We start from the raw sequence: 24,909 nt of genomic DNA, 5'->3' as shown, positions 1-24,909 counted from the left end.
AGGGCAACTGCCCAGGCTCTGTTTGCCGACTCGTATAGCCCATGGCAGCGGGGTTCCAAGCGGTTGGGCGCCCCCTCAACACCAGCGGGCTATTGAGACAGTACCTACTGAGGGGCACAAATCTGTCGGTCTACAGCCAGGGATAACTCGACGAGATTACCTCAATATTCGGCCACGCAAGACACTGAAGTGGCGAACGCCGTTGGAAGTCTATGCCGAGATACTTAAGAAATCCGTCGTCGTCCCGAGTACTCTTCAATAGTGTTGCAGTTGGCGCTTGAGGCCGTCGACCTTGAGCGTACGAAAATTTATGCAAAGGTACATTGCTGATCAAAATATTAAACACTTTCAGTATTCTCTCCTCGCATATACCAAGCCATCCAACAAATCCAAATCAGCTATTTTCTGTTCTGAAAATATGGCCTCTTCTTCAATATTTCTAATCTGCTCATTTGATGAAGTATGAGCCAGAATATTTGTGATAACACACTCTATAGATTCCACATCATCCTCTGTTGGCTCACGGTCAAAATAATATCGAATAAGTAAATTTTTATTTGCATCGTAACGTAAAGCAATCGCTCGGATCTCAGGGTAGATTTCTCCGATTAAAGCTTGCCAGACCCATAAAACCAACCATCCTGGTAAATTCATAAATAACCTCAAAATTGTATCGGGTTTGCGGGAACGATATGCGCTCCATTCTTGCCGTGATGTATTATTCCAAATTGAGTGCCATTGCCTTCAAATTGACCAATGGTTTTACCGAAGTCAACTACAGGCTGCCCCCTAGGAGTCATTCTAACAATAGAGTGAGTGCCATCGTGTACACCATCAAGCAGTTGTTGCGGGTTTATACCCTCAGCTAGTGGCGAACGCCCAGGAGTAAAGTTGTTGTGTCCCGGTATATGCTTACCCTGTTGACCAGGATGAATATTTTCCGGCAAGTTCTCAGGAACGGGTAGCCTCCTCCTAACATTACCGGAATTTTCCTCCACCCGGAGCCCTTCGTTGTCCTGACCAGATTCTCGCGGGTTAGCCGAACTACTAGACGAATCTCTGTCAACCCTCTTGGGCTTTTTGAAACCGCCAAACACCTTTTTAACCATGGAGCCGAGCGAGCGCCCAATGGGGGTGCTGTCAAGTAACACAGGCAACATGGCCTGGCCGTATTGGCCTGACCTGACACCATCTCCCACTCCCTCAAGCAACTGTGCTCCCGCTATAACCGGGTTGAAACCAATAAGAAAATCAACCCATGTCCCTTTTGCATTGGCACGCGCGGTCTGTCGTCCAGCGTTATCTTGCAAATCTAGGACACTGACGGTGGTTTCATTGGTGTAGTCCATCAAATCATGCAGCTCATCGTCGGAGAGGGTGCCGTTGCGCCTGGCCTCCATCATCGCTTGCTGCTGGTGCTCCACCGTCTGGGCAAGCTCCTCTACCTGTGCCCGCAATGCCAGGGCTTGTTCCGAGGTTTTGCCGGTGGGGTTGTCGTTCAGGGCCTCGCGTAGTTCGCCTACGCGTTCCAGGTTGGCTTGTGCCTCTTGCTGTAATTGCTCGGCGACGCTGAGCGGTTCGCTGGTCTCTTCGGGCTGGCTGTTGACGCTTTCGGTATTGGTGTGGACATAGCCCTTGGCGCCGCCTACCCCGGCGGCGTTGCAGTTGATCATGCTTTCGCTGCCGTCGCGGACGACCGGTTGCCCGTTGGCTTTAACGTTGTCGTGCCCGGTCATGAACAGCACGTGGCCACTGCCCTGGGAGGTGCCGGAGCCCACTCCCGACCCGGCGTTGCCCTCGGTGCCTTGGCACAGGTCACCGACCCGGTAGGTGCGTTGCCCGGCGGTGATCACGTTGGGTGAGTAGTTCACGGGGTTGCCCAACGTTGCACAGGAATCGAAGCCCACAATCTTGTCGCCCACCTGACAAAAATCAGGGTGGCTGGTCAACGCTCTCCAGCGGGCCTCCGCATTACCGGCGTGGCGAGCCTGGCCGCTAAGGGGTTCGCCTTGAGGGGCTGCCGCGGAAGTGTCTTCGGGCGTGCCTGCGTTGGTGGCCTTATCATCGCCTTCGCAGGGGCTTTGATCGCCGATGCAGATGGTTAGGCTACTATCCGACATTGCGTACCCCTCCGGTGGATGAGGTCGCCGCCAGCCGTGTGCGCCGAATGCGTACCTTCTTGAGCGGGTCATCGAGCGGGAACAGCGCCCGCCAGGTGAGGCTGACGTCTTCCCGATCCAGGTCGATCACCACGCTGTCGAGGGCCAGCGGGGTATTGCCGCGCTGGCCGCTGGCGTGGTCGGTGAGGGCGTGCAGGGCGATGCCGGGTAACCGGGTGCGGTGGCGAAAACGTTGACGATCCCCCACCGTAATCGCCCGGCTATTGGGCAGGCAGTTGGTGAGGATCATCAGTTCGTCCCCGCGCAGGTAATCGGGGGCGACCAGATCCGCCGGGGCGCTGTGGTGAAAGCGGTAGTCGAAGTCTTCTGGCCAGTAGGGTAAGCGCTGGGTTCTCCAGTGCTCGTCGAAGGTGCCTTGATAGCTGACCCGGGGCTCCCACCAGGGGGCAATGGGGCCAAAGCCTGCCGGAGCCGGACGCTCAAAGGGTGAGGTGACCAGCCAGTCCGGGTCTTCCAGTTGAGGTGCGGGTAGCCGCGTGACGGCGTTGAGGTCGGGTTTTAGGTACCTAGCGACCTCGCTGGATACCCGCTTGTAGTCCGCGCGGACGGCAACCAGCCGCGCCCGGCGGGGTTGTCGGGGTAGTAGAGTGTGTTAGCGAGGGCGTCCCCCTCGGGCAGGCGGTAGTGCCCACCGAAGGCATAGCGGTAGTCCAGCGGCACTTCGCTCACCGGTGTGGGGTCAGTGACCCGCCAGCCACCGAGCAGTTGCCAACGAAACTCCCGGGGCCGCGCACGATCAGGCGTTTGTCTACCGGGCCTACCTGTAACCGTACCTGCCAGGTGCTGCGCGGTTGCCCGGTGGGCGAGCGCATTAACTAAGTTTCCATATATAAGCTAAAACACATGCAAATCAATTACCTGCACTTCATATCTGATCTACTTTTGCATAGACACTTATCGCAAGAAACACTCTAGCGACGAAATCGCATTAACATTAAAATTGATTGTATCTAATATTGAATTAATTATTATTTTATCTATCCTTTTGCGGCAATAAGAGGTGCGACTGTCTTTGAGAGAAACGCCGGGCTCTCATTATTAATCTGTTCCAACAACCAAGCCAAAGACTTCTTCGCATCCTGATTGGCATTCCGTGCTTGTAACGTCAACTGCCCCCGCGCAGAATCGCTATTAAGAACTCTCATAATTACGATAGATGCCCAAGCGGGAGAGGTATGGCACATAGTTGGTAAAGCATCGAGAAGTTCACAAGTATAGGTTCGATCATCAAACGACTCTGCAGCATGAATAAGTGAATACATCCCCTCATCATATAAAGCGTCATCGCGAAGTAAACAGAGCAACGGCTTAATACTCGAAGCGCTACCGAATAAGGTTATTTTTGAAATAACCCTATCAATTTCTTGAACCTCACCACCATCAATTTTTCTTTCGAGCTCTTTGAGTGCCTCCTGAAGCGCTTCTTCTGACATTTATCTACCCCTCCTAAAAATAATTGGATGTGTGGTCTTGTTCTGCCGAACAAGCTCTTGTAGCTGCCGCCTTATATAGCTGTCATATAAACCATCCTGCTGGTAAATGCGGCGTGCATCTCTGACTCCTGCAGCCAAAGCATCTCGAGGCATCATGCCACTATCTGCTCTCGTGCCGTATGTAAAAGTTCGCCTATGCCTACCTCCCACTCCAGGTGTAGGTTGCTCCATGTTAATAGAAATCCCATCCTTTCTATTGACACCATGATTTGCCATATGGCTAGCAGAAGGGATGTGGTGAGGAGTAATATTATCCCCCTTAGTACCGGCAGCTTGAAGCACTCTATAAGGAGCGACATCCCCTTCTCCTGGCAGCAACTGATTATGACCACCACCTTCCATATTAGTGGAATTTTGCTCTACCCGCAGCCCTTCGTTGCTACTTGACGTCCCGCCCCTATTGGCACTACCCGCCGCATCCCCTGCTCTATCAGTGCTCCGTACAACGTCCGCGACGTCATCCGCCTTACGTAGAAGCCTTACCCCCGGAATAACCGATACTGCCGTTAGCAGAGTCATCCCAGATGCAGCGAGATAGCGGCCCTCTCCCCATAACTGTACCGTATCTTTGATATCCAAATAGGTGCCATACGGGGTGGCAACTTCGGCGGCAAACTCGCCCGCTGCGCGGGCCGACTGGCCGGATGAGGAGCTATAGCGCACTTGGCGCTCGGCTTCTTGCTGCATATCTGCTGCACGATTAGCAGCCTCATCGACCTCAAAACTACTCTCGATATAGTCGTTACCGCTGATGCGCCCTTCCCTTAGCGCATCCATCAGGGCGTCTTGTTGAGCGCGGGTTTCGCCGACTAATTGCTGCACCTCCGCATAGAGGGCTTCTGCCTCAGCAGCGGTTTTGCCGTTCGGGTTGTCATTCAGAGCGTCGCGTAGCTCACCCACGCGTTCTAGGTTGGCTTCGCCCTGTTGCTGAAACCGCTCGGCTTCGCTGAGCGGCTCGCTGCTCTCTTCGGGCTGGCTGTTGACGCTTTCGGTGTTGGTGTGGACATAGCCCTTGGCGCCGCCTACCCCGGCGGCGTTGCAGTTGATCATGCTTTCGCTGCCGTCACGCACGACCGGCTGGCCGTTGGCTTTGACGTTGTCGTGCCCAGTCATGAACAGCACGTGGCCGCTGCCCTGGGAGGTGCCGGAGCCCACCCCCGATCCGGCGTTGCCCTCGGTGCCTTGGCATAAATCGCCGACCCGGTAGGTGCGTTGCCCGGCGGTGATCACGTTGGGCGAGTAGTTGACGGGGTTGCCCAACGTTGCACAGGAATCGAAACCCACAATCTTGTCGCCCACCTGACAAAAATCAGGGTGGCTGGTCAACGCTCTCCATCGGGCCTCCGCATTACCGGCGTGACGGGCTTGGCCGCTAAGGGTTTCGCCTTGAGGTGACTCTCCCTGGGTATCGCGCGGTGTGCTGCTGTCAGCACCGGGTGGGCCGTCGCCCTCTTCGCACAGTCCGTCAGGTGTCACACACATGGGGGCTAGCTCGTGCGCGTTATCCGACATGGCGCGCTCCTCCGGTGGATGAGGTCGCTGTCAGCGGTGTGCGCCGGATGCGTACCTGCTTGAGCGGGTCATCGAGCGGAAACAGTGCCCGCCAGGTGAGGCTAACGTCTTCCCGATCCAGGTCGATCACCACGCTGTCGAGGGCTAGCGGTGTATTGCCGCGCTGGCCACTGGCGTGTTCGGTGAGGGCTTGCAGGGCGATGCCGGGTAGCCGGGTGCGGTGGCGAAAGCGTTGGCGATCTCCCACCGTGATCGCGCGGCTATTGGCTAGGCAGTTGGTGAGGATCATCAGTTCGTCCCCGCGCAGGTAGTCAGGCGCGACCAGATCCGCCGGGGCGCTGTGGTGAAAGCGGTAGTCGAAGTCTTCGGGCCAATAGGGCAGCCGCTGGGTTCTCCAGTGGTCATCAAAAGTGCCTTGGTAACTGACCCGGGGCTCCCACCAGGGGGCGATGGGCCCAAAGCCTGCCGGGGCCGGACGGTCAAAGGGTGAGGTGACCAGCCAGTCCGGATCTTCCAGTTGGGGCGCGGGTAGCCGGGTGACGGCGTTCAGGTCGGGCTTGAGGTACCGGGCAACCTCGCTGGATACCCGCTTGTAGTCCGCGCGGGACGGCAACCAGCCGCGTCCGGCGGGGTTATCGGGGTAGTAGAGCGTGTTGGTGAGGGCGTCCTCGTCGGGCAGGCTATAGTGGCCGCCGAAGGCATAGCGGTAGTCCAGCGGCACCTCGTTCACCGGTGTGGGGTCAGTGACCCGCCAGCCGCCGAGGAGTTGCCAGCGGAACTCCCGCGGACCGCGTACGATCAGGCGTTTGTCCACTGGGCCTACCTGCACCCGCACCTGCCAGGTGCTGCGCGGTCGCCCGGTGGGCGAGCGCAGCGTGCCATGCACGTGCACTTCGGTGCTGAGTTTGCCGAGCAGCACGTCGCGGTCATCGGTGATGACCTGGGCATACAGGTTGTCGCTGTCACCCTCTAGCGTGGGATGCCAGCGAATCGGCTGCTGGTGGCTGGCTTCAAACAGCGGCCAGTTGTCTTCGGTGAAGCGGTAAGTGGCGCGTACCACCACCACGTCATACTCTTGGTCGCCCGGGCCGAGCTTGCGATACAGCGCATGGGGGAACGACGTTGGATTAATCACTTGCGCCATGGACTACCACCCCGGCGACTTAGCGTCGCTTGGTTCAGGGCCATCGCTTTCCTCGGCACTTCCCGGTGCGGGCTGGGCCGTGCCGGTGTTGAGCAGGACGTCATCGGGGCCGTCGACGTGTACCTTGGTGCCCGCCTTGACGTGGATCTCGCCGGCATCCAGGTAGATGGCGTCCTCAGTGAGCACCAGCCGGCTGTTGCCTACCTGCAGGGTGAGCTGGTTGCCGGCCTTGAGGGTGATATTGCGTCCAACATTGAGCGAGTGGTTGAGCCCCACCTGAGTGCTCTTGCTGAGCCCGACCAGGGTGTTCATGATCGCCCCAACGTTGAGGCTGTAGCCCAGGCCGACGTTTTCCATGCGGCCCATGCCAACGTTCTGCAGGTACGCCTTGCCAACGGTTTCGGTTTTGTTCTTGCCGACTTTGCTCGACCAGTTTTTGCCGATGCGGTCGGTTTCGTTGCCATCCACCGTTTTGCGGCGGTTCTTGTGCACGGTAAAGGTTTCGTTACCGTCCACGGTATGGGTCTCGTTGCCATGCACGGTGTGGACTTCATGGCGATGAACGGTGCGGGTTTCGTCGCGGTCGATGTCGGTGGTGCGATCACGAAAGACATGCAGGGTGCTGTCGCGCTTGATGTCCTCGGTGCGGTCGTTAAGGGTCAGCAGGTCGAGGTCTTTTTGGGCGTGCACCCAGATTTGCTCTTCGCCCGCTTCATCTTCAAAGCGCAGTTCGTTAAAGCCGTCCGCCTTGTGGCTTTGGGTGCGGATGACCGTGCGGGTTTTGTAGGCAGGCAGTGGGTAAGGCGGCCGGTTAACCGCGTGGTAGGTGCGCCCGGTGATCAGCGGCTGGTCCGGGTCTCCCTCTAAGAACGACAAAATGACCTCATGCCCGATCCTGGGGATCGCCATACTACCGTAACCACCGCCCGCCCAGCCCTGGGCGACGCGCACCCAGCAACTGGCGGTTTCGTTAGCGGCGGAGTAGCGATCCCAGGGGAACTGCACTTTGACCCGGCCATATTTATCGCAGTAAATTTCTTCGCCCGCTGGCCCGACCACAAAGGCCACCTGGGGGCCATCGACCCGGGGTTTGGGGTTGGGCACCGGGCGGAAGGTCTGATCCCGGGGCATGATCACCACTTCATTGTGGTAGCGGGTCATCAGCTCGCCTGCTTGCGCAGCGCTGCTCCCCCTATTGTTACTGTCATAGCCACCCCGCGCCATGCCGTCCTCTTCCAGGGCCTGGGGCTGCTCGCCGTGGTGCACCACCGAGACCACCTGCCAAGCGCGGTTGAGGCTGTCGATATCATGATCCGTCAGGGTAAAGCAGATCCCAGGAGCGAGCTCCGGCAGGTCGCTTTCCGCTTCGGCGGTGGTGGCGTCAGCGCGCAGCGATTCTAGACGGTGGCGGGTGAACGGCTTGCCGGAGGCGTCTTTCTTATAGCGCCCTGGGTAGTCGTAGTGTTCGTAATCCTCTCGCTGAGCGTGCTCCCCTAGATTGGGCGCCTGGTGTTCGTGTAGCTGGGCGTAAGGCGGGTTCTTGAAGCTATAATCCTTGAGTGTGGCCGAAGCGGGCCGTACCCGGCTGACCTGGCGTAGCTTGCGCAAGTGACGTCGGGGCGGCGTGCCCCCGGCGCGGCTATGGTAGGTGCGTTCGCCGATATTGGGCAGTACCACCGTGGCATCGGCAAAGACCAAATGGTGTTTACCGCCCTCAACATTCTCAAACTCATGGAAATAGAAGCTGCCCTCTTCGGCGGCCACACGCTCGATAAAGGCCAGATCGGTCTCCCGATACTGCACCAGAAACTCTCGGTCGAGGGGCGTACGGGTGGTGGCAAACTCAACATCGGTGAGACCGCGCTCGCTGGTTAAGGTTGTGATCGCATCATAGGGCGAGGTGTCTTGAAAGATACGCGAGTTTTGGCGCAGCGATAGCCGCCACAGAGCGGGGCGAATCTCCACCCGGTAAAAGCTGCGCCGGTGACCGCGATCGCCGCGATGCAGTTCACTTATAATGCCGTGGACACGGCGTAGCGGTTCGCCGTCCTGCCAAATGGTGAGGGTTGCCTCCTGATCCAAACAGTCGGCAGGCGACAAATCATGGGTACGGCTGGCAAAGTCAACGGCAAGGGTAAACGGCTCCGACAGCGCTTCGCGGTGGGTAAAGCGAACCACGGCGGTATCATCGGCCCCGGGTAGGGTCAGGGTAAACTGCAGGCCCGTGTTGTCCGCCATCGCTCCGCTCCTTGAATCGTTATCTGCTAAATGAGAACGAGTTAGGGTAGCGGAAAAAAAGCGAAATTAAACCAATTTAGCCCGCACTTTGGGCAAGTTACATTAATCACTTACAAAATTTTAAGAGATCTCTTACAAAGAATGGGGTTGTGTTTTTGGCTTTGAGTGTGGTAGGTGCGCTCTTTTGCGGGTAGGTTGCACTGGTATTGAGTAGTAGCCCAGTAGTGTACTTGTCGTTGATAGGCTGCTTGGGAGGTTGGCTGCCCTTTAATTTAAATGTCAGGGCAGCTTTGGTTCTTGGGTGGGGGGGAAATGCTAGGCCAAATCAAACAGCAACACTTCGCCCGCTTCTTTCCCCGTGAGGCTGATCGACTCTTCCGGCGTAAACGCTGCGGCATCGCCTGCGCTCAGTGTCTCACCGTTAACCTCCATTTCGCCGTTCACTACATGCAGCCAAGCGTAGCGGGAAGGTGGTGCTGTTGCCTGTTCGCCAGCGTTAAACAAGCCTGCGTAAAGGTTGACATCCTGGTTGATGCTCACTGACCCCTCGCGACCTTCTTCAGAAGCCACTAAACGCCATTGCCCTTGACGCTCAGCGACAGGGAAGGCCTTTTGCTCGTAGCTGGGCTTGATGCCGAGCTGCTTGGGTTCGATCCAGATCTGCAGGAAGTGCAGCTCATTCTCCTTGGAGTGATTGAACTCGCTGTGTAGCACCCCGGTACCCGCCGACATGCGCTGTACATCGCCTGGGCGCATCACCTCGCCATTGCCCATGTTGTCCTTGTGCTCCATTTCACCTTCCAGCACATAGGAGATAATCTCCATATCCCGGTGCGGGTGGGCGCCAAAGCCATGGCCGCCCGTAACGCGATCCTCATTGATCACGCGCAGGGCGCGAAAGCCCATATGGTTGCGATCAACGTAGTTGGCAAACGAAAAGGTATGGAAAGAGCGCAGCCAGCCGTGGTCGGCATAGCCCCGCTCGTTGGAACGACGAATAATCATGCTGTACTCCGCAGGTTACGTTAGAGGTAATAGTGACAATATACGCCTTGTTGACCCTCCGTGGGGTGAAGCTTTCAGCACGTTCCTGTCGAATAAATCGACGTATTAAATAAGGTCGCTACCGCTAAACTTTCGATTAACTTTCAAGTAAAATCCTGCCCTCATTTAACCCGGTCCGCCCTTTGCGAGGGCGACTACCTGGAGCAAGAGCATGTCTGAGTTTAACGATACCCCGCCCATTGTGGTCGCGGCGCTGTATAAATTCGTCACCCTGAACGACTTCGAAGCGCTGCGTGAGCCGCTGCGCCAAACCATGCTGAATAACGGTGTCAAAGGTACCTTGCTGCTCGCCAAAGAGGGCATTAACGGTACGGTGGCGGGTAGCCGCGAAGGCATCGACGCCCTGCTGACATGGCTCACCGCTGACCCACGCCTGACGGACATTGACCATAAAGAGTCCTATTGCGACGAAACGCCTTTCTACCGCACCAAGGTCAAACTCAAAAAAGAGATCGTCACCCTCGGCGTGCCGGATATCGACCCTAACGATACCGTGGGTACTTATGTCGAGCCGGAAAACTGGAACGACATCATCGCCGACCCTGAAGTGCTGGTGATCGATACCCGCAATGATTACGAAGTGGCGATTGGCAGCTTTGAGCGGGCGATCGATCCTAAAACCACCACTTTTCGCGAGTTTCCCGAGTACGTGCGCGAGCACTACGACCCAGAAAAGCATAAGAAAGTGGCCATGTTTTGCACCGGCGGCATCCGCTGTGAAAAAGCCTCCAGCTTTATGCTTAAAGAGGGCTTTGAAGAGGTCTATCACCTGAAAGGTGGCGTGCTGAACTACCTGGAGAAAGTCCCCGAAGAGCAGTCGCTGTGGCGCGGTGAGTGTTTTGTGTTCGACAACCGGGTGACGGTTCGCCACGACTTAAGCAAAGGCGAGTTCGAGCAGTGCCACGCCTGCCGCATGCCGATCTCTGCCGAAGATATGCAGTCTTCTGCTTACGAGCCGGGGATTAGCTGCCCACACTGCATCGATTCTTTGCCGGAGAAGACCCGCGCCGCCGCTCGCGAACGCCAACGCCAAATCGATCTAGCCAAACAGCGCGGCGAGCCGCATCCCCTAGGCCGCGATACCCGGCTAATGAAAAAATAAGCGAGGGCACAGTAGGCAAGCGTCGCGCACAAGCCTTGTGGGCTAGACTGATGGGCAAAAGTGTTACTCAAAACCAGGAGTTCACCATGCCCATCACCTCTGACGGATTCTCTTCTGAACAGGCATCTTCAGCCGCTCCCGTTCTGCAGCGCCATGACCATCAAGGCGTCACCACGCTGACCATGAGCACTCCAGAGCGCTTTAATGCCCTCTCGGAAGCCATGCTGGAAGCGCTTCACGACGCGTTAGCCGATATTGCCGACAATAGCAGCGTACGCTGTGTGGTCATTGCCGCCGAAGGAAAAGCCTTCTGCGCTGGGCATGACCTGAAGCAGATGCGCGCCAACCCCGATAAAGCCTACTACCAAACGCTGTTTGCCCGCTGTGGCGACGTGATGCAGGCGATTGTGCACCTGCCCGTACCGGTGATTGCCAAAGTGCAGGGCACCGCCACCGCCGCAGGCTGCCAACTGGTGGCGAGCTGTGACTTGGCCGTCGCTGCGCGCAGCGCCCGCTTTGCTGTTTCCGGGATCAACGTGGGGCTGTTTTGCTCCACCCCGGCGGTAGCGCTCTCCCGAAACGTGGCGTCTAAGCGCGCCATGGAGATGCTGCTGACCGGGGAGTTTATCGGCGCTGAGCAGGCTGCCGAGTGGGGCCTGATTAATCGCGTGGCAGAAGACGACGCGCTGGATGTGGCCACGGACGAGCTGACCGCCAGTATCTGCGCGAAAAGTGCCGTTGCGGTGCGCACCGGAAAAACCATGTTTGCCCGCCAGCTCTCCATGCCGCTCGACGAAGCCTACGCCTTTGCCGGGGAAACCATGGCCTGCAATATGCTGGCCGAGGATGTGGGTGAGGGGATCGATGCGTTTATTGCCAAGCGGCCACCGCGCTGGCGGCATCGCTGACGTGCCATCACAGAATGAATGGAATTCGTTTCCGTAAACGCGACAATTGCCCTGTTGTCACGTTATCCTGACGCCCTTTGTGTTTTTCGTGGCCGCCCTGAGAAGGGCGCTTTGCGTAAGTAGGAGCGCTTTTGGGAGCGTTTTTTGAGAGCGTCTTTTAGGAGAAAGCCAGGTGAGTGAAGCCAAACGCAGGACGGTCGGTCGTCCGGCGAGTACCGCCAAAGCTAGCGGTGGCCATAGCCAGTCGCTGGTACGTGGCTTAACGCTGCTGGAACATCTCGCAGCAAGCCCACTTGGGCTAGCCCTTTCAGAAGTGGCAGAGATGGCCGAGTTGGCACCCTCTACCACCCACCGCTTGCTACAAGCCTTGCAGAGCCAGGGGTTTGTCACCCAGGAGAACGAGCAGGGGCTATGGCGAATCGATGTTAAAACCTTCCGTATCGGCAATAGCTTTCTTGAAGCCCGCGACGTGGTGGCTACAAGTCGCCCCTTTCTGCGTCGTTTAACCACTGAAACCGGTGAAACCGCGAACTTGGGTATTCGCGATGAAACCACGGCGGTATTTTTAGCGCAGCATGAATCACCACAGATGATGCGCATGATCACCCGCTTAGGCTCCCGTGCACCGCTGCATGCCTCGGGGGTAGGTAAAGCACTGTTGGCATGGATGCCTGATGATGAACGGACTCAGTTGCTGAATGGTCACGAACTTGCAAGAGTGACCGCTAATACACTCTATCAAGCCGACACACTGAAGGTGGAAACAGAGCAAATTCGCGCCCAGGGCTTTGCCTGCGACCGGGAAGAGCATGCCGTTGGCCTGCACTGCGTGGCCGCTTGTGTGTTCGATGAGCACGGCGCGCCGTTGGCAGCCATCTCGGTGTCAGGCCCGGTGGCGCGAATCCCGGAAGCTCGCTTACTCACCCTGGGAGCATTGGTTCGCCAAACGGCCGATGAAATTACCCAGCAGTTGGGTGGGCAGGTGCCGCGTTAACCTAGGTCGTTGAACGAATGATAAGTCTGTTTTTTGTCGCGCTGGCCAGTGCCACGCTGCTCCCTGGTGGGTCGGAAGTGTGGCTGGCGCGGCTCTGGTGTCTCGGCGAGCCGCCGCTGGCGCTGTGGTTGGTGGCCACGGTGGGCAATACGCTCGGTAGCATGGTCAACGTGGCGATGGGCCGCTATGCGCGTCAGTTTCAAAACCGACGTTGGTTTCCTGCATCGCCGCGTAGCTTGGCGCGCGCGGAAGGCTGGTACCACCGCTTTGGCGAGCTGAGCCTGCTGATTTCCTGGGCACCGGTTGTTGGTGACCCCCTCACTGTACTGGCAGGCGTTTTTCGGTTGCCCTGGTGGCGGGCGCTAGCGTGGATTGTGGCCGCTAAAGGTGCGCGTTATGCGGTGGTGTTACTGCTGGCACAGCAGTGGCTGGTACCGCTTTGCCAGTGAAACGCCTTATTAATCAAGTCATGTTACCCTGTACAACTTTTTCACAAGCGGTGGTGGCAGTGTAGAGTGTAAGCAACTTAGGCTGCCTATTATTGGCTTGCGTAAAACTAAGCAGCCGTTAGATTGAATACAAACTCACCCAAAAGGAGGTTTAGGTGTGAAGCCACTTCGTTTATTACCCTGGCTAGGTGTCTGGCTATTGGCAATGATTGCCTTAATGGCCACGCCAGCAATGGCGCAGAGCGCGCCAAGTGAGTCGGCCAGCGCCGATGGCGCAGCATCCTCTGAAGAAGCGGCACCTACGTCCTACGAGGCACTGGCAAACCTGCTAGAGGATGAGCAGTCGCGACAAGAGTTGATTGAGATGTTACGCAATCAAGCCTCAGCACTGCCCGAGGGTGTTGCTACTGAACTCTCCCCGGAAGCGGCTGCTCAAGGCAGTGAAATAGCGCCGGAGGATGTCTCGCTGCCGCGCCAGCTAGCTGAGCTCACCAGTCGTGTGGTAAGCGATGTGGGGGGCCAGTTCGAACAAGTGGTAGGCATTGTCGGCGGTCTGTTTTCCGGGCAAGAGGCGGACAGTGTCTTTGATATGGCCGCGTTCACCAGTGCGGCGATTAATCTGGGTATGGTGATTATCGCCACCTTTGCACTATTCATCATCGTGCGACGGTTGGCTAAGCCGCTGTTTACTAAACTCAGCGGCTGGTCGCTGAATGGCAATAATTTAACCCCCGTGCTACGTCTGGTCATCTGCGTAGCCATTGCGGCAGTCATTGATGTGCTGCTTGTGGGCTTAGCCTACGTGGGCGGTAATTTAGTGGCGACATTTGCTGTTGGGGAGGCAGGAGAACTCTCGACCCGTGCTTCACTGTTCTTGAATGCGTTCTTGATTATTGAGCTGCTCAAAGCCGCGGTGCGGATGCTGTTCTCTTCGCGCTACGAAGGGCTGCGGCTACTGCCCATCTCTGCCCGGGAGGCCTCCTACTGGAACCGCTGGCTAGCGCGGCTGATCGGTATGGTCGGTTATGGCCTGATGGTGGTGGTACCGCTGGTTAACTTCTACGTGGCGGCTTCGCTGGGTCAAGCGGTTGGTACACTGATCATGGTGCTGGCATTTATCTACGCCGTGGTCGTGGTGCTTAAGAACCGCACCCGCCTGCGTGATAACCTGAACGAGATGGCGGCAAAATCAACGCTCACCGCCAGCCGCGTTTCGCTCCAGCTATTTGCCCGTACCTGGCATCTGTTTGCGCTGCTGTACTTCTTGATGGTGTTTGTTCTGACCTTGACGCGCCCTGGCGATGCATTGCCGTTTGTGATGTTTGCCACGCTAAAGTCGTTGGCTGCGATTGTTGTCGGGCTATTGGTGTCGTCGTTTCTTACCCAAACCATTGGCCGCCGGATTACCCTGTCCGACGACCTGCGGCGCAAACTGCCGCTGCTTGAGAAGCGCTTGAACAGCTACGTTCCCAATGCACTTCGCGTGCTGCGCACGATTATTCTGATCGTGGTCATCATGATGGTGCTGAATGCATGGGGCGCCTTTAACCTCGCCGCCTGGTACGCCTCTGAACGCGGTGCCAACCTGGTTGGCAACCTGACCAGCGTGGCGGTGATTTTGATTGTGGCGCTAGCCGTTTGGCTGGGTCTGGCGAGCCTTATTGAGCATAAGCTCAACCCGGAAACCGGCCACGGAGAGCCGTCGGCACGGGCGAAAACGCTGCTCAGCCTATTTCGTAATGCCCTGGCAATCGCCATGGTGACCATTACCGGCATGATCGTGCTGTCGGAAATTGGCATCAATATCGGCCCGCTGATTGCCGGTGCCGGTGTACTGGGTCTGGCGATTGGTTTTGGCGCCCAGAAACTGGTGCAGGACGTTATCACCGGGGTGTTTATTCAGATAGAGAATGCCATGAACACCGGGGATGTGGTGACGGTAGGTGGCATAACAGGTACCGCCGAACGGCTCAGTATCCGCTCTGTAGGGATTCGCGACCTATCCGGCACTTACCACATCGTTCCGTTCTCCAGCGTGGATACCGTGTCTAACTACATGCGTGAGTACGGCAACCATGTGGGCGAATATGGCATTGGCTATAGCGAGAGCATCGACGAAGCCATCGAGCAGCTTAAGCTGGCCTTTGAGGATCTCAAAGCCAGTGAAGAGCATGGCTTTAAGCTACTGGCGGATCTCACCGTGGCCGGTGTGACGGCCCTGGCGGACAGCTCGGTGAATATCCGTGTGGTGATTAAAACCACGCCGGGGGATCAGTGGGCCGTTGGCCGCGCCTACAATCGCTTGGTGAAAATGCGCTTCGATGAGGCGGGTATCGAAATACCCTTCCCCCATACCACGCTCTACTTTGGCGATAATAAAAACGGCAATCCACCGCCTGCCCATGTGCGGGTGCTGGAGTCGACCGCTAAAGAGAAGAAGGTGGAGGATTCAGCGGTGACTACCCCGGCGGCGGCGAGCGACACCTCTCAAGGTGTGCAGCAAACCAGCGAACCTGATCACCTGAAACCCGACCACGATGATGTTGATGAAACCTAAACGGTGTTCATCTTAGCCTTAAGCGGGGCCGCCTTCGGGTGGCCCCGCTGCGTTTGGAGCAGTTAAGCAGAGTAGTTTTCCGAGTGACGCCCCTCCAGGTTGATCGACTCCCCGCCATCGACAAACAGGATCTGCCCCGTCACAAAGGGGTTGTCCAATAAATAGTGCAAAGCTTGTACAAGATGATCCGGATCCCCCTGGCGTCTCAGCGGAATGCCTTCAATACGCCACTTAATATAGTCGCTGGTACGCTGGGAGGCAGGCAGTACTACGCCAGGGGCGATGCCATTAACGCGGATGCGCGGAGCGAACTCCAATGCTGCCATACGGGTCATCTCCGCCAGGCTTTTTTTCGAAAGCAGATACGCTGCGTAAGGGTATTGGTGATAGGCCACTTTGTTATCGATGATATTGATCACCTGGCCCTCTTTAACCTCTTTGGCAAAGTGGCGGGTGAGCAGCAGAGGGGTAAACATATTGACCCTGAACTGGGTTTCCAGCATCGCAAGCTCGGTCATTGCAATCGGCGCTGATTCATAGGCAGAGGCGCTATTCAGCAGCAGGTTAAGCCCAGGGAATCGCTGCTTGGCTGACTGAATCAAGGCGTTTAAATCGTCGTTTAAAAAATCGCAGGAGAATATGGCACATTCCCGCCCTTTGGCACGGATACCCCTGGCGACCTCTTCGGCCTCCTCTCGCGAGCGATTAACGTGTAAAGCAATGTCGTAGCCCGCATCGGCCAGGGCTTCGGAGAAGTAGCGACCCAAGCGGGTGGCGCCGCCTGTTACCAGAGCTGCTTGATGATACATAGAGAGTTCCCTTTTGTTTTATTGGTATGGGAAGACTTTCTGCGTGAGTGAAACGTTTGTCAATAACTTATACACAGCTTGCACGAAGCGCTAGCTTAGGAGTAAGAGTAGAAGTGTCCTACTCCCAGGATGCTCTACGAGACGTCACGTTTAACAGGATGTCGCTATGCTGCCAACGACGCTATCTTCCGCCCACTCGATCCCGCTCCACGAGTGCTTGATCTCTCTAGGCTCAAATATCGATCCTGACCACTATGTGGCTCAGGCGCTGGATATCATTAGTCGCGAATGCAATCTGCTAGCCCGCTCCAAAACGATTCGCACCCGACCGGTGGGGTACCAGCATCAGCCCGATTTCCTCAATGCCGCGCTGTTGGTGAGCACACCGCTTGAGCGTGAGGCCTTTCGGGCTTATCTCAAAGGGGTGGAGGATCGCTTGGGCCGCGTGCGGGGGGCGATCAAGTCAGGCCCACGCACCATGGATCTAGACATTGTGGCCTGGGATGGGGAGGTGGTCGATGAGGGCTACTATCGACACGATTACGTTAAAAAACCTGTCAATGAAGTGTTAGCGAGCAGTGGCCGCACTCTCTTATCTCAAAAGTATTAATGATTTTTGCTTCTAGGCCGATAGTAACCTTGAAGCCGCCAATTCCGTTGGGCTGGCTCACTTCCCCCGGAGGCGTGCGTTGCTCAGCCTAAATACCAATGTGATCTCGCTTATCGTGCAGAATAATCTGCGCGGCAGTCAGCAATCCATGCAGACCGCCATGCAGCGCCTCTCTTCTGGGCTGCGCATCAATAGCGCTAAGGATGACGCCGCTGGCCAAGCGATTGCCAACCGCATGACGGCGCAAATCAAAGGAATGACTCAGGCGATCCGCAACACCAATGATGGCATCTCCATGGTGCAGACGGCGGAAGGTTCGCTCAATCAGATCAACGACAACCTGCAGCGAATTCGCGAGCTGAGTGTACAAGCGGCTAACGGCACCAATTCGTCTAATGATCTTGACGCTATTCAAACCGAGATTGGCCAGCGCTTGGAAGAGATTGACCGTATCGCCGGGAAAAGTAGCTTCAATGGCATTGGCCTGTTTAACGATACTAAATCACTGAACATTCAAGTGGGGGCTAACGCTGGCGATACCATTGCCGTTCGCTTTGACGCCATGAATTTAACGGGGTTGGGTCTTGATGGTTTGGACGTGACTGAGGATGTCAGTGGGACGGATAAACCGATAGATAGAGTGGATGAGGCGATTAAGCGGTTAGATCGTCAGCGCAGTTATTTGGGGGCCGTGCAGAACCGCTTCGAAGGCGTCATTGACGGCCTCAATAACAGCATTGTTAATACCTCCGATGCTCGGTCGCGGATTCAGGATGCCGATTACGCTAAGGAAGTTTCCAACCTTATGCGCGCGCAGATTCTGCAGCAGGCCGGCATCGCTATGCTGGCCCAGGCCAACCAGCAGCCGCAGATGATTTTGCGGCTGCTGGAAGGGCTATAAGGTAAGCACTGTAGCGCAGCTCTCTTAATCAATAATGCCCTGTTCATGGGCCATGGCGTAGGCCGCCTGCGGGCCATTCCAAAGTGACGGCAGTAGAATCAACGACACCGGAATCGCGGTAATAACAATAAATTGTTGAAGGGCCGAAATTTGACCAGCGCCCATATATAACAGCACCGCCGCCATAACTGCCATGGCGATTCCCCAGAAGGCGCGAATATAAGGGTTTGGATCGTCGTGGCCCGCCCCCGTAGCTGTTGGGAAGGCCGAACACTTCATGCAGGCCAAAACTGACCTGAGTCGCTAAAAAACCAATCGAGCCCACTGTGCCGGCCACGACGGCGATGACACAGCAGGCATCAATGATGCCACCCAGAGGGCCACGCATTAGCTGCTCTCCCACTAGTGGATAGAGCAGGGTGCGTGGCTGTAACGGCTGGCCTTTCACATAGTGCGAATGGGCCAGCACGATAGCGGTTAGCGATCCCAATACCGCCCAGCCAATAAATCCCCAGTGCATAAACGACTGTGCCAAGGCGTTGGAAACGGCTTCCTCCGTGCCTGCTTCGCTCTCAAAGGCGGGCGGCGTGACGATGAAGTGGTAAACCGGCTCCCCGGCGGCAAAAAAGGGCCTGTTGTCGGCGGTATCAGCGCAGCGCGCCGAGCCTTAGGTCGTGACGAGGCGCGACTGTGCGAGCGCCATACCGACATGGCGATGGCGACCACCACGGCCAGAAGGTCGCTGCCGCCCGCGATCACATCATCTATGTGGAAGATATGCGGCGCATAGGCGTCGAAGAAGAACCACCACTCGAACATTCGCCAGGGGTAATAGACCGGCGTGCCAAAGAAGTCGAACCAGGGCGAGCCAAGGCGTAGTTGATGTCCGTGGGTTGCCGCTGTCCATTACGTTGCACTCCATGCGCCGGCGATCACGATGCTGTCACCAACCTCATCGGACTGTGCGAAGCCTACGTCGTGCAGCCCTTTGATTTGCTGCGAAAGCCGCGACTGCTCGATGTGCAATCGCATGGCTACGCGGGCAAAGTACAGTTCTTCAGCCACGGCGAGAAATCAGCGAAGATGTCGCAGTTCCATTGCACGCCCTCCCCAGTTGATCCGCCGTCCTCATTGCTCTGGGTGGCACCGACAACCGTGTGGAAACCAGCCACGCCACGCCGGTGTGTAGCGCATCCCAGCCAAGGACGCCGAGGCGTGCTGGCTCGCTTGGGGGCACGAAGTCATCCCCTGCAGCCCGTCAATCGCACCTTAGCTTTGCAAACACTGGACGCCACTGAGCAAGATGGCCATAATATTTCTCGTTTAGGCCAACGCTTAATTTGCCATCCGTGGTTCTACGAAACAACATGTCGAGCGTCGCAATCACCGATCTAACTGTGCCAAGGGACGTCGATAGCGTGTCGCGCCCCGTTGTTGCCTTGAGTGCCACATCGGTAGGAAAGGACTGGGAGAACGCGAGACATCAGCATCGCAAGGCGCAGCTGATCTACTCCGTACGAGGCATCCTCAACTGCGAAATTGAAGACGGCGTCTGGATCGTGCCGCCGCAGTGTGCCATATGGATACCGGGAGATTTGCCACATGCGGCGCGAGGTGCGGGTGAAACGGAATGCTATTGCCTATTTGTTGAGCCAGACGCCACACCGGATCTTCCAAAAACCTGTTGCACGATTTCTGTATCGCCATTACTGCGCGAATTGCTACTCCGGGCGGCCGGTTTTCCTGAGTTGTACCCTCTGGGAGGTCGGGAAGACCGCTTAATTGCCACATTGCTTGATGAGCTGGTTGCAGCGCCAGTGGAAGACCTGCATCTGCCCATGCCGCGCGACTCGCGATTGCGCCACCTGGCAGAAATGATGTTGGCCGATCCCACAAACAAAACCTCGAAAGCCGACTGGGCTATTCGCATTGGCATGAGCGAGAGAAGCATGAGCCGTCTTCTGCTGCACGACATTGGCATGAGCTTCGGACGCTGGCGTCGGCAGTTGCATGTGATCCTTGCCCTTCAACGTCTGACCAAGGGGGAAAGCGTGCAAACGGTGGCATTGGAGCTGGGGTACGAAAACGCGAGCGGGTTCGTAACGATGTTCCGCAAAGCGGTGGGCAAGCCTCCGGCACGATACCTCTCTGATCGCATGAGCGGCGCGGAGCTCGCCTCCGTTCCCGGCATCACGCTTCCCGATTAAATCTCCCCCCTGATTGGGTCAGGGTATCTTAGCTCGTGAGCGCCGGTCGATATCCATCGTCAGCTTTCCTTCCTAGCGATGTTTCCGACATTTCGCACAGGTCGTGGTAATGGTGAAGATTGACTCCTCGTCGAGAGCGTAGCGTAACGACGCTGACCAAATGCATCATTGCAAAACTAAACTAGTATATTTTTCATTACGGCCATTCTGCTAAAAACACCGCTCCTGGCCTAAATGAATAACAATCTGGCCTGGTTTCGCTATGTGACAGACTTATCCCCAGTGTTTAATGTGGCATCTAAGTGCAAATGAGTATTGTTTATGACCACCATCACAACCACTGGGAAGTACCGTTGGCCAAAAAATATGCCGAACGAGCGCTCCGTCCGTTCTCGTTTGGGCAGGCACTGCAAGGACACTATGAGGAGCGCACCCCGCACCGTGCTTGGCTCGGCAGTTGCGGCGGCATGTCTCATAAGCGTGCAGGGCGTATTCGCCGCCGAGTCAGCGCAGATCCAACCCAGGGCAGGGGGAATATCTCAAGGGGAGATTGCTTTGCCTGCCATAACCGTAACGGGCCGCATGGATACGGCGACCACCGAAGGTACTGGCTCCTATACGACGGGCGAGACAGCGGCAGCAACGCACCTGCCGCTGTCCCTGCAGGAAACACCCCAGGCGGTGACGGTGATCACACGCCAACGCATGGATGATCAGCAGTTGAATTCGGTGCAAGACGTGCTGGATAACACCACGGGCGTTGCGTCGTACCAGTCTGACAGCGAACGAACTAGTTTCTATTCGCGCGGTTTCCTGATCAACAACGTTCAGTACGACGGCATCCCCACCGACATCGGCAACATCGTCAATGGGAGCGGCATCGGTTCTATCGACACCGCATTCTATGATCGTGTTGAAGTCGTGCGTGGCGGATCCGGCTTGCTGACCGGCACCGGCAACCCGTCGGCCGCCATCAATTTGGTGCGCAAGCGACCGACTCGTGACTTCTCAGTTGCCGCTTCACTTGGTGCTGGGAGTTGGAACACCTATCGCGGCATAGGCGACATCTCGACGCCGTTGACCGAGGACGATCGCATCCGCGCGCGCCTCGTCGGCACATACCAAGATGGGCATTCGTATCTCGACGGCTACAAACCGGAGAGAAAGTCATTCTACGGCATCATTGAGGCGGATCTAACGCCGGATACGATGGTGAGCCTTGGCTATGACTATCAGAACATCACACCGAAGGGCGCCACCTGGGGAGGACTGCCACTTTGGTTCAGCGACGGCACCCAGGCGGAATATTCACGCTCCAAGAATTATGCGCAGGACTGGAGCCACTGGGATAATACCCTCAAGACGGCGTTTGCCGATATCGAACATCGCTTTGACAACGGGTGGAACATCCGGGCTGTCGCTAACCATTACCGCACCGATTTCGATGCCGAGCTGCTCGGACTGATTGGCCGCCCCGACCGCGCCACAGGACTAGGCTTTTATCCCTCCGGTGCTTATCCGGTAGCGCTGGCGTCCGAAGGTCACAGCCGTCAGAACACCTTCGACGTGATGGCGAGCGGCCCCTTCGAGCTGTTCGGTCGCCAGCATGACCTGGTGGTGGGCGCGACGAGCTCGCGCCGCACGGCTAACCAGGAGGATATCGCGCCGTTCTATGCGGGCATTGCGCCAGTGAATGTCTATGAGCTGAGCCCTGCCTTTCCCCGCCCTGACTTCGATGCCATGGCGCGGATACCGACCCGCACCCGAACCAAGCAGAGCGGTGTCTACAACGCAGCCCGCTTCTCGCTGGCCGAGCCACTGAAACTCATTGTCGGCGGCCGCTTCAGCAACTACGAGATCGACGATGCCACCGGTGATTCGTCGTTGCATTACAAGAAGAGCAGTGAGTTCACTCCGTATGCCGGCTTGATTTACGACATCAACAAGACCTATTCGGCCTACGTGAGCTACACAGGGATATTCAATCCGCAAACCGACTATCGCGACAGTAGCGGCAACGTGCTCACCCCGTCGAAGGGGAAAACCACGGAAATTGGCCTCAAAGGCGCTTACATGGATGGGCGTCTTAATGCGTCGGTGGCCTTGTTCGAGACCAAGCTGGACAACGCGGCACAGATAGTAGCGGGAACCTATACGCCAAGCGGTGCCCAAGCTTATCAAGGCGCGGATGGAACGAAGTCGCGCGGGATTGAGCTGGACTTGCAGGGCGAACTGGCGCGTGGCTGGAACATCTACGCAGGTATCGCTCATTTTACGGCGCAAGATAGCGATGGTGTCCGCTTGAATTCACAACTACCGCGCACCACCGCTCAGCTTTTCACCACCTACCAGTTGCCAGGGGATTGGAGCAAGTTGACGCTAGGCGGAGGCGTCAAATGGCAAAGCAGCTTCTACCAAGCGCCCAACACTGGCACCAGTTCGTTGGGCGGGGAACAGGATTCCTATGCGCTGGTATCACTGATGGGACGTTACTCCATCACGGGGCAGACCAACGTAGCCATCAACATCAACAACGTTTTTGACAAGCAATACGCGCTACAGAAGGGCGATTTCGACACCGTGGGTTATGGCTCACCACGCAATGTGATGGTGACGCTGAACTACAGGTATTGATTTGCTTTCAGGCGAACGCTGCAACAGTTGGAAATCCCCTACCCTATAACCATTGATTATCGAGAAAGATCTTATGCCCACTCATCCCCCCCTGTACACCGAACAAGAGCTCACCACGAACACCCCAAATAAGGCCGCCTTATCCTGGGTGACGACAGCCGTTGGTGCCGTACTTTTCGTCACCATCCAGTTGTTCTTTTACGTCAACGACTTCGTGAGAGCGCAAGGAGAAATACTGGCAATTACGTTTGAGCCTGGAGTGCTGTGGATGTTTTCCGCGTTCTATGGTTGCTGGATCATCACGGTGCTTCTAGCTCTGAACGGAACCCGCATGACTCAGCGGATTGTGCTGATCCTCGGTAGCCTGCTTGTGGTTCTGAATACCCTCGGGGGAGTCTTCGATGGGTTGCGCGACGGTTGGCACATTGCCTTCTCAGCAGTCTTCTTCATTACATTGCCCGGCGTGTTCGCTATTGTGACCACCTGGCGTCGCATCAACGGCAAAGGAAACAACCATGTCGATGGATAGCTCTGACTTCCCCCTGGTCTGGATGAATATCACGCAAGAACCTGGACATGATCACCAGCAGGACTTCGACGAGTTCGAGGCCAATTTGCAGCGCGGGGAGCCCTTCGTCATCTTGAGCGATACCCCACCTGCAGAAGAACACGAGCACTCGCCGGAAGAGAAGAAACACCTCGCGCTCTGGATGAAAAAGCACAAGGTTGAATTGCGAAAGCTGGTTCTGGCAATGATTCAGATCGAACCGAACCAGGCCAAACGCATGAGCTACAAGGCATTCGCAGTCCTTTTCGCCAAGTTCTGGGGCTACCCTCTACTTCTTGCTGCTTCACGTGAGGAGGCAATAGAAATGGCTAGAGAATTGCTCCCAAAGGAGGGAAAGTCATCCCACTGATGGCCCACGCTGGCGTCCGGTCTCCCATGAAACTCTGTCGCCGTGCACCGTCGCGGCGAGCCGCTGACCTAAACGCTGTTCGATTACCGGCTTCCACGGCACCAGCGAGAACCCTATAGCGTCATCAAGCATTGCGTAACGACCACTGGCGAGCATGACGCTGCGCCGGTAGACGCCGGCCACGCGCTCCACGATGCCGATCCGGCGCAGGGCTTCCAGCCGGCGGACGTTGGCCGCGACGTCCCCAGCGGCGAGGCTTCTTCCGGCTCGCGTTCGTGCTTGTCCAGCCAGCGCAAGTAAAGCCCCATCGGCCCCTTGTAGGCCGCCTTGAACTCGCCGATCTTCAATTCCACCGCCACCAGTCGGCGTAGATGGCGGTTGTAGAACAGCAGGTCAAGGTGGAAATCCTCGTCGTCGATCTGGACGCGCTTCTGCCGGGCAAGGAGGAAAAGCCCGCGCCCAGCTCCAGCAGGAAAGATTCCATTTCGCGGATGATCGCGGCTTCGAGGTCGCCTTCCTGCCAAGTCCCCCGCAGGCCCAGGAAGTTGAGGATGTATGGGACGCGCATGACCAAGGCCCTGGAGTCATCGTGAAACAAAAAATACCCCACCACCTGCAAGTAACGTACATAAAATAATCGACAGCCACTTAAACGTGCTCATTTCTGGTGCATTTAAATTGCCGATTTTGGCTTTTGCGGCAGATGTGACCGTCAATCCCATCGCAATAAAGAAAGTGAGCAGCAGAAGCAATTAGAAGTAGCTACCCAAGGCTAACGCTGTCCAAGCGAAGCCTTTGCTGATGGACTCAGCGACTAACGTCACGTCGTAAAGTGATAGCGACAAAAAACGTGACGATAAAGCCGATGCTCAAGATCAAAACAATAGAATCGCCGAGTGAAAGCCGCTCAGAACTGTCAGTGTCAGGGGCTTCGCCGGTAGAGGCGGGGTGATTCATGTTGAATACCTTGTAGGGGCAGGGCTGGCTAAAACAGCAGCCTATCAACGCCTTTTGTTAAGCGGCGAAGTGCTGATTAATGTGCCAAATAACAGATAAAAAAAAGCGCCATTCAAGGAATGGCGCGAGGACAGGAAACTGGTCATAGTATACCGCCAATTTAGACCAACGTCTAATATGTTTTAACTTGGTGCATTGTCTGAGTGCAAATGCACCGTTTTGGCTATGTGAC

The 24,909-nt window shown here is 56.6% G+C and carries 22 protein-coding genes and 7 pseudogenes; 12 read left to right on the top strand and 17 right to left on the bottom strand.

The window, feature by feature from the left end; translation table 11 throughout:
• Positions 1-21: 21 nt before the first annotated feature.
• A pseudogene (locus tag OM794_RS21425) lies at positions 22-262 on the top strand (IS30 family transposase); the annotation flags it as partial.
• A gap of 86 nt (positions 263-348) precedes the next feature.
• Here OM794_RS21425 and OM794_RS21420 read toward each other — a convergent pair.
• The 10 genes from OM794_RS21420 to OM794_RS21375 all read right to left on the bottom strand — a co-directional run bounded on the left by OM794_RS21420 (position 349) and on the right by OM794_RS21375 (position 9,572).
• The gene (locus OM794_RS21420; protein WP_226250837.1) at positions 349-654 is read right to left on the bottom strand and encodes a hypothetical protein; all 306 of its coding nucleotides are present in this window, start codon (positions 652-654) and stop codon (positions 349-351) included.
• A gap of 8 nt (positions 655-662) precedes the next feature.
• Positions 663-2,120 carry a polymorphic toxin type 50 domain-containing protein gene (locus tag OM794_RS21415; RefSeq protein ID WP_226250836.1) on the bottom strand — a complete coding sequence of 486 codons (1,458 nt, stop codon included), beginning with the start codon at positions 2,118-2,120 and terminating at the stop codon, positions 663-665.
• The gene (locus tag OM794_RS21410; RefSeq protein ID WP_265154643.1) at positions 2,110-2,736 is read right to left on the bottom strand and encodes a DUF2169 domain-containing protein; all 627 of its coding nucleotides are present in this window, start codon (positions 2,734-2,736) and stop codon (positions 2,110-2,112) included. Before OM794_RS21410 ends, OM794_RS21415 begins: the two co-directional genes overlap by 11 nt.
• Positions 2,679-2,840 carry a DUF2169 domain-containing protein gene (locus OM794_RS21405; RefSeq protein ID WP_413927724.1) on the bottom strand — a complete coding sequence of 54 codons (162 nt, stop codon included), beginning with the start codon at positions 2,838-2,840 and terminating at the stop codon, positions 2,679-2,681. Before OM794_RS21405 ends, OM794_RS21410 begins: the two co-directional genes overlap by 58 nt.
• 5 nt (positions 2,841-2,845) lie before the next feature.
• Entirely contained in the window at positions 2,846-2,992 is a 147-nt protein-coding gene (locus OM794_RS21400; RefSeq protein WP_265154033.1) for a hypothetical protein, read from the bottom strand.
• Positions 2,993-3,157: 165 nt separating this feature from the next.
• Positions 3,158-3,613: an Imm30 family immunity protein gene (locus OM794_RS21395; protein WP_226251448.1), complete on the bottom strand. Its 456-nt coding sequence runs from the start codon at positions 3,611-3,613 to the stop codon at positions 3,158-3,160.
• Complete coding sequence (locus OM794_RS21390) at positions 3,614-5,185, bottom strand: DUF4150 domain-containing protein (protein ID WP_226251449.1); 1,572 nt, start codon at positions 5,183-5,185, stop codon at positions 3,614-3,616.
• Positions 5,175-6,329 (bottom strand): DUF2169 domain-containing protein, encoded by a 1,155-nt coding sequence (locus OM794_RS21385; RefSeq protein ID WP_265153936.1) that lies wholly within the window; start codon positions 6,327-6,329, stop codon positions 5,175-5,177. Before OM794_RS21385 ends, OM794_RS21390 begins: the two co-directional genes overlap by 11 nt.
• Before the next feature lie 3 nt (positions 6,330-6,332).
• Complete coding sequence (gene tssI, locus OM794_RS21380) at positions 6,333-8,567, bottom strand: type VI secretion system tip protein VgrG (RefSeq protein WP_265154032.1); 2,235 nt, start codon at positions 8,565-8,567, stop codon at positions 6,333-6,335.
• A 315-nt stretch (positions 8,568-8,882) separates the two neighbouring features.
• Positions 8,883-9,572 (bottom strand): pirin family protein, encoded by a 690-nt coding sequence (locus OM794_RS21375; protein WP_226246459.1) that lies wholly within the window; start codon positions 9,570-9,572, stop codon positions 8,883-8,885.
• Between the two features lie 211 nt (positions 9,573-9,783).
• Between OM794_RS21375 and OM794_RS21370 the strand changes: the two genes are divergently transcribed.
• From OM794_RS21370 to ybiO, 5 genes are all read left to right on the top strand, one after another.
• The gene (locus tag OM794_RS21370) at positions 9,784-10,734 is read left to right on the top strand and encodes a rhodanese-related sulfurtransferase (protein ID WP_226246460.1); all 951 of its coding nucleotides are present in this window, start codon (positions 9,784-9,786) and stop codon (positions 10,732-10,734) included.
• 86 nt (positions 10,735-10,820) lie between these two features.
• The gene (locus OM794_RS21365; protein WP_226246461.1) at positions 10,821-11,642 is read left to right on the top strand and encodes an enoyl-CoA hydratase; all 822 of its coding nucleotides are present in this window, start codon (positions 10,821-10,823) and stop codon (positions 11,640-11,642) included.
• Between the two features lie 172 nt (positions 11,643-11,814).
• Entirely contained in the window at positions 11,815-12,636 is an 822-nt protein-coding gene (locus OM794_RS21360) for an IclR family transcriptional regulator C-terminal domain-containing protein (RefSeq protein ID WP_226246462.1), read from the top strand.
• Positions 12,637-12,653: 17 nt separating this feature from the next.
• A complete protein-coding gene (locus OM794_RS21355) occupies positions 12,654-13,085 on the top strand; it encodes a YqaA family protein (RefSeq protein WP_226246463.1) in 432 nt (143 codons plus the stop codon).
• A 157-nt stretch (positions 13,086-13,242) separates the two neighbouring features.
• Complete coding sequence (gene ybiO / locus OM794_RS21350) at positions 13,243-15,642, top strand: mechanosensitive channel protein (protein ID WP_226246464.1); 2,400 nt, start codon at positions 13,243-13,245, stop codon at positions 15,640-15,642.
• A gap of 62 nt (positions 15,643-15,704) precedes the next feature.
• On the opposite strand, the gene OM794_RS21345 is transcribed toward ybiO, so the two are convergent.
• On the bottom strand, positions 15,705-16,451 hold the full coding sequence (locus tag OM794_RS21345) for an SDR family oxidoreductase (protein WP_226246465.1): 747 nt from the start codon (positions 16,449-16,451) through the stop codon (positions 15,705-15,707).
• 166 nt (positions 16,452-16,617) lie between these two features.
• Here OM794_RS21345 and folK point away from each other — a divergent pair, with 166 nt between their 5' ends.
• The gene (folK, locus tag OM794_RS21340; protein WP_226246466.1) at positions 16,618-17,061 is read left to right on the top strand and encodes a 2-amino-4-hydroxy-6-hydroxymethyldihydropteridine diphosphokinase; all 444 of its coding nucleotides are present in this window, start codon (positions 16,618-16,620) and stop codon (positions 17,059-17,061) included.
• Between the two features lie 79 nt (positions 17,062-17,140).
• Entirely contained in the window at positions 17,141-17,962 is an 822-nt protein-coding gene (locus OM794_RS21335) for a flagellin (protein ID WP_226246467.1), read from the top strand.
• A 24-nt stretch (positions 17,963-17,986) separates the two neighbouring features.
• On the opposite strand, the pseudogene OM794_RS21330 reads toward OM794_RS21335, so the two are convergent.
• The 3 pseudogenes from OM794_RS21330 to OM794_RS23285 all read right to left on the bottom strand — a co-directional run.
• Positions 17,987-18,617 (bottom strand): annotated as a pseudogene (locus tag OM794_RS21330) (BCCT family transporter); the annotation flags it as partial.
• A 15-nt stretch (positions 18,618-18,632) separates the two neighbouring features.
• Positions 18,633-18,946: pseudogene (locus tag OM794_RS21325) on the bottom strand (hypothetical protein); the annotation flags it as partial.
• A pseudogene (locus tag OM794_RS23285) lies at positions 18,938-19,027 on the bottom strand (LysR family transcriptional regulator); the annotation flags it as partial. The pseudogenes OM794_RS23285 and OM794_RS21325, both read right to left, overlap by 9 nt.
• Positions 19,028-19,329: 302 nt before the next feature.
• Between OM794_RS23285 and OM794_RS21320 the strand changes: the two are divergent.
• The 4 genes from OM794_RS21320 (at position 19,330) to OM794_RS21305 (ending at position 23,720) form a co-directional block, all read left to right on the top strand.
• The gene (locus tag OM794_RS21320; protein WP_226246468.1) at positions 19,330-20,169 is read left to right on the top strand and encodes an AraC family transcriptional regulator; all 840 of its coding nucleotides are present in this window, start codon (positions 19,330-19,332) and stop codon (positions 20,167-20,169) included.
• 321 nt (positions 20,170-20,490) lie between these two features.
• Complete coding sequence (locus OM794_RS21315; RefSeq protein ID WP_226246469.1) at positions 20,491-22,803, top strand: TonB-dependent siderophore receptor; 2,313 nt, start codon at positions 20,491-20,493, stop codon at positions 22,801-22,803.
• Between the two features lie 73 nt (positions 22,804-22,876).
• Positions 22,877-23,332, top strand: coding sequence for a hypothetical protein (locus tag OM794_RS21310; protein ID WP_226246470.1), 456 nt, complete (start codon positions 22,877-22,879; stop codon positions 23,330-23,332).
• Positions 23,319-23,720 carry a hypothetical protein gene (locus OM794_RS21305; RefSeq protein WP_226246471.1) on the top strand — a complete coding sequence of 134 codons (402 nt, stop codon included), beginning with the start codon at positions 23,319-23,321 and terminating at the stop codon, positions 23,718-23,720. The genes OM794_RS21310 and OM794_RS21305 overlap by 14 nt, the downstream gene beginning before the upstream one ends.
• Here the strand turns inward: OM794_RS21305 and OM794_RS21300 are convergent.
• The 3 pseudogenes from OM794_RS21300 to OM794_RS21290 form a co-directional block, all read right to left on the bottom strand.
• Positions 23,709-23,909: pseudogene (locus OM794_RS21300) on the bottom strand (DUF3363 domain-containing protein); the annotation flags it as partial. The gene OM794_RS21305 and the pseudogene OM794_RS21300 overlap by 12 nt on opposite strands.
• Positions 23,910-23,962: 53 nt before the next feature.
• Positions 23,963-24,297: pseudogene (locus tag OM794_RS21295) on the bottom strand (PDDEXK nuclease domain-containing protein); the annotation flags it as partial.
• 13 nt (positions 24,298-24,310) lie between these two features.
• Positions 24,311-24,677, bottom strand: a pseudogene (locus tag OM794_RS21290) (BCCT family transporter); the annotation flags it as partial.
• Positions 24,678-24,909 lie beyond the last annotated feature (232 nt).

The organism is Halomonas sp. BDJS001, assembly GCF_026104355.1.
GTDB lineage: Bacteria > Pseudomonadota > Gammaproteobacteria > Pseudomonadales > Halomonadaceae > Vreelandella.
This window is presented reverse-complemented; position numbering and strand designations above follow the sequence as displayed.

What these genes read in the sequence shown, in the direction of transcription:
- OM794_RS21420 (WP_226250837.1), bottom strand. Translation starts at nt 654, where the DNA reads ATGAATTTACCAGGATGGTTGGTTTTATGGGTCTGGCAAGCTTTAATC.
- OM794_RS21415 (WP_226250836.1), bottom strand. Translation starts at nt 2,120, where the DNA reads ATGTCGGATAGTAGCCTAACCATCTGCATCGGCGATCAAAGCCCCTGC.
- OM794_RS21400 (WP_265154033.1), bottom strand. Translation starts at nt 2,992, where the DNA reads ATGCGCTCGCCCACCGGGCAACCGCGCAGCACCTGGCAGGTACGGTTA.
- OM794_RS21395 (WP_226251448.1), bottom strand. Translation starts at nt 3,613, where the DNA reads ATGTCAGAAGAAGCGCTTCAGGAGGCACTCAAAGAGCTCGAAAGAAAA.
- OM794_RS21390 (WP_226251449.1), bottom strand. Translation starts at nt 5,185, where the DNA reads ATGTCGGATAACGCGCACGAGCTAGCCCCCATGTGTGTGACACCTGAC.
- OM794_RS21385 (WP_265153936.1), bottom strand. Translation starts at nt 6,329, where the DNA reads ATGGCGCAAGTGATTAATCCAACGTCGTTCCCCCATGCGCTGTATCGC.
- tssI (WP_265154032.1), bottom strand. Translation starts at nt 8,567, where the DNA reads ATGGCGGACAACACGGGCCTGCAGTTTACCCTGACCCTACCCGGGGCC.
- OM794_RS21375 (WP_226246459.1), bottom strand. Translation starts at nt 9,572, where the DNA reads ATGATTATTCGTCGTTCCAACGAGCGGGGCTATGCCGACCACGGCTGG.
- OM794_RS21370 (WP_226246460.1), top strand. Translation starts at nt 9,784, where the DNA reads ATGTCTGAGTTTAACGATACCCCGCCCATTGTGGTCGCGGCGCTGTAT.
- OM794_RS21365 (WP_226246461.1), top strand. Translation starts at nt 10,821, where the DNA reads ATGCCCATCACCTCTGACGGATTCTCTTCTGAACAGGCATCTTCAGCC.
- OM794_RS21355 (WP_226246463.1), top strand. Translation starts at nt 12,654, where the DNA reads ATGATAAGTCTGTTTTTTGTCGCGCTGGCCAGTGCCACGCTGCTCCCT.
- OM794_RS21345 (WP_226246465.1), bottom strand. Translation starts at nt 16,451, where the DNA reads ATGTATCATCAAGCAGCTCTGGTAACAGGCGGCGCCACCCGCTTGGGT.
- folK (WP_226246466.1), top strand. Translation starts at nt 16,618, where the DNA reads ATGCTGCCAACGACGCTATCTTCCGCCCACTCGATCCCGCTCCACGAG.
- OM794_RS21320 (WP_226246468.1), top strand. Translation starts at nt 19,330, where the DNA reads ATGTCGAGCGTCGCAATCACCGATCTAACTGTGCCAAGGGACGTCGAT.
- OM794_RS21315 (WP_226246469.1), top strand. Translation starts at nt 20,491, where the DNA reads ATGACCACCATCACAACCACTGGGAAGTACCGTTGGCCAAAAAATATG.
- OM794_RS21310 (WP_226246470.1), top strand. Translation starts at nt 22,877, where the DNA reads ATGCCCACTCATCCCCCCCTGTACACCGAACAAGAGCTCACCACGAAC.
- OM794_RS21305 (WP_226246471.1), top strand. Translation starts at nt 23,319, where the DNA reads ATGTCGATGGATAGCTCTGACTTCCCCCTGGTCTGGATGAATATCACG.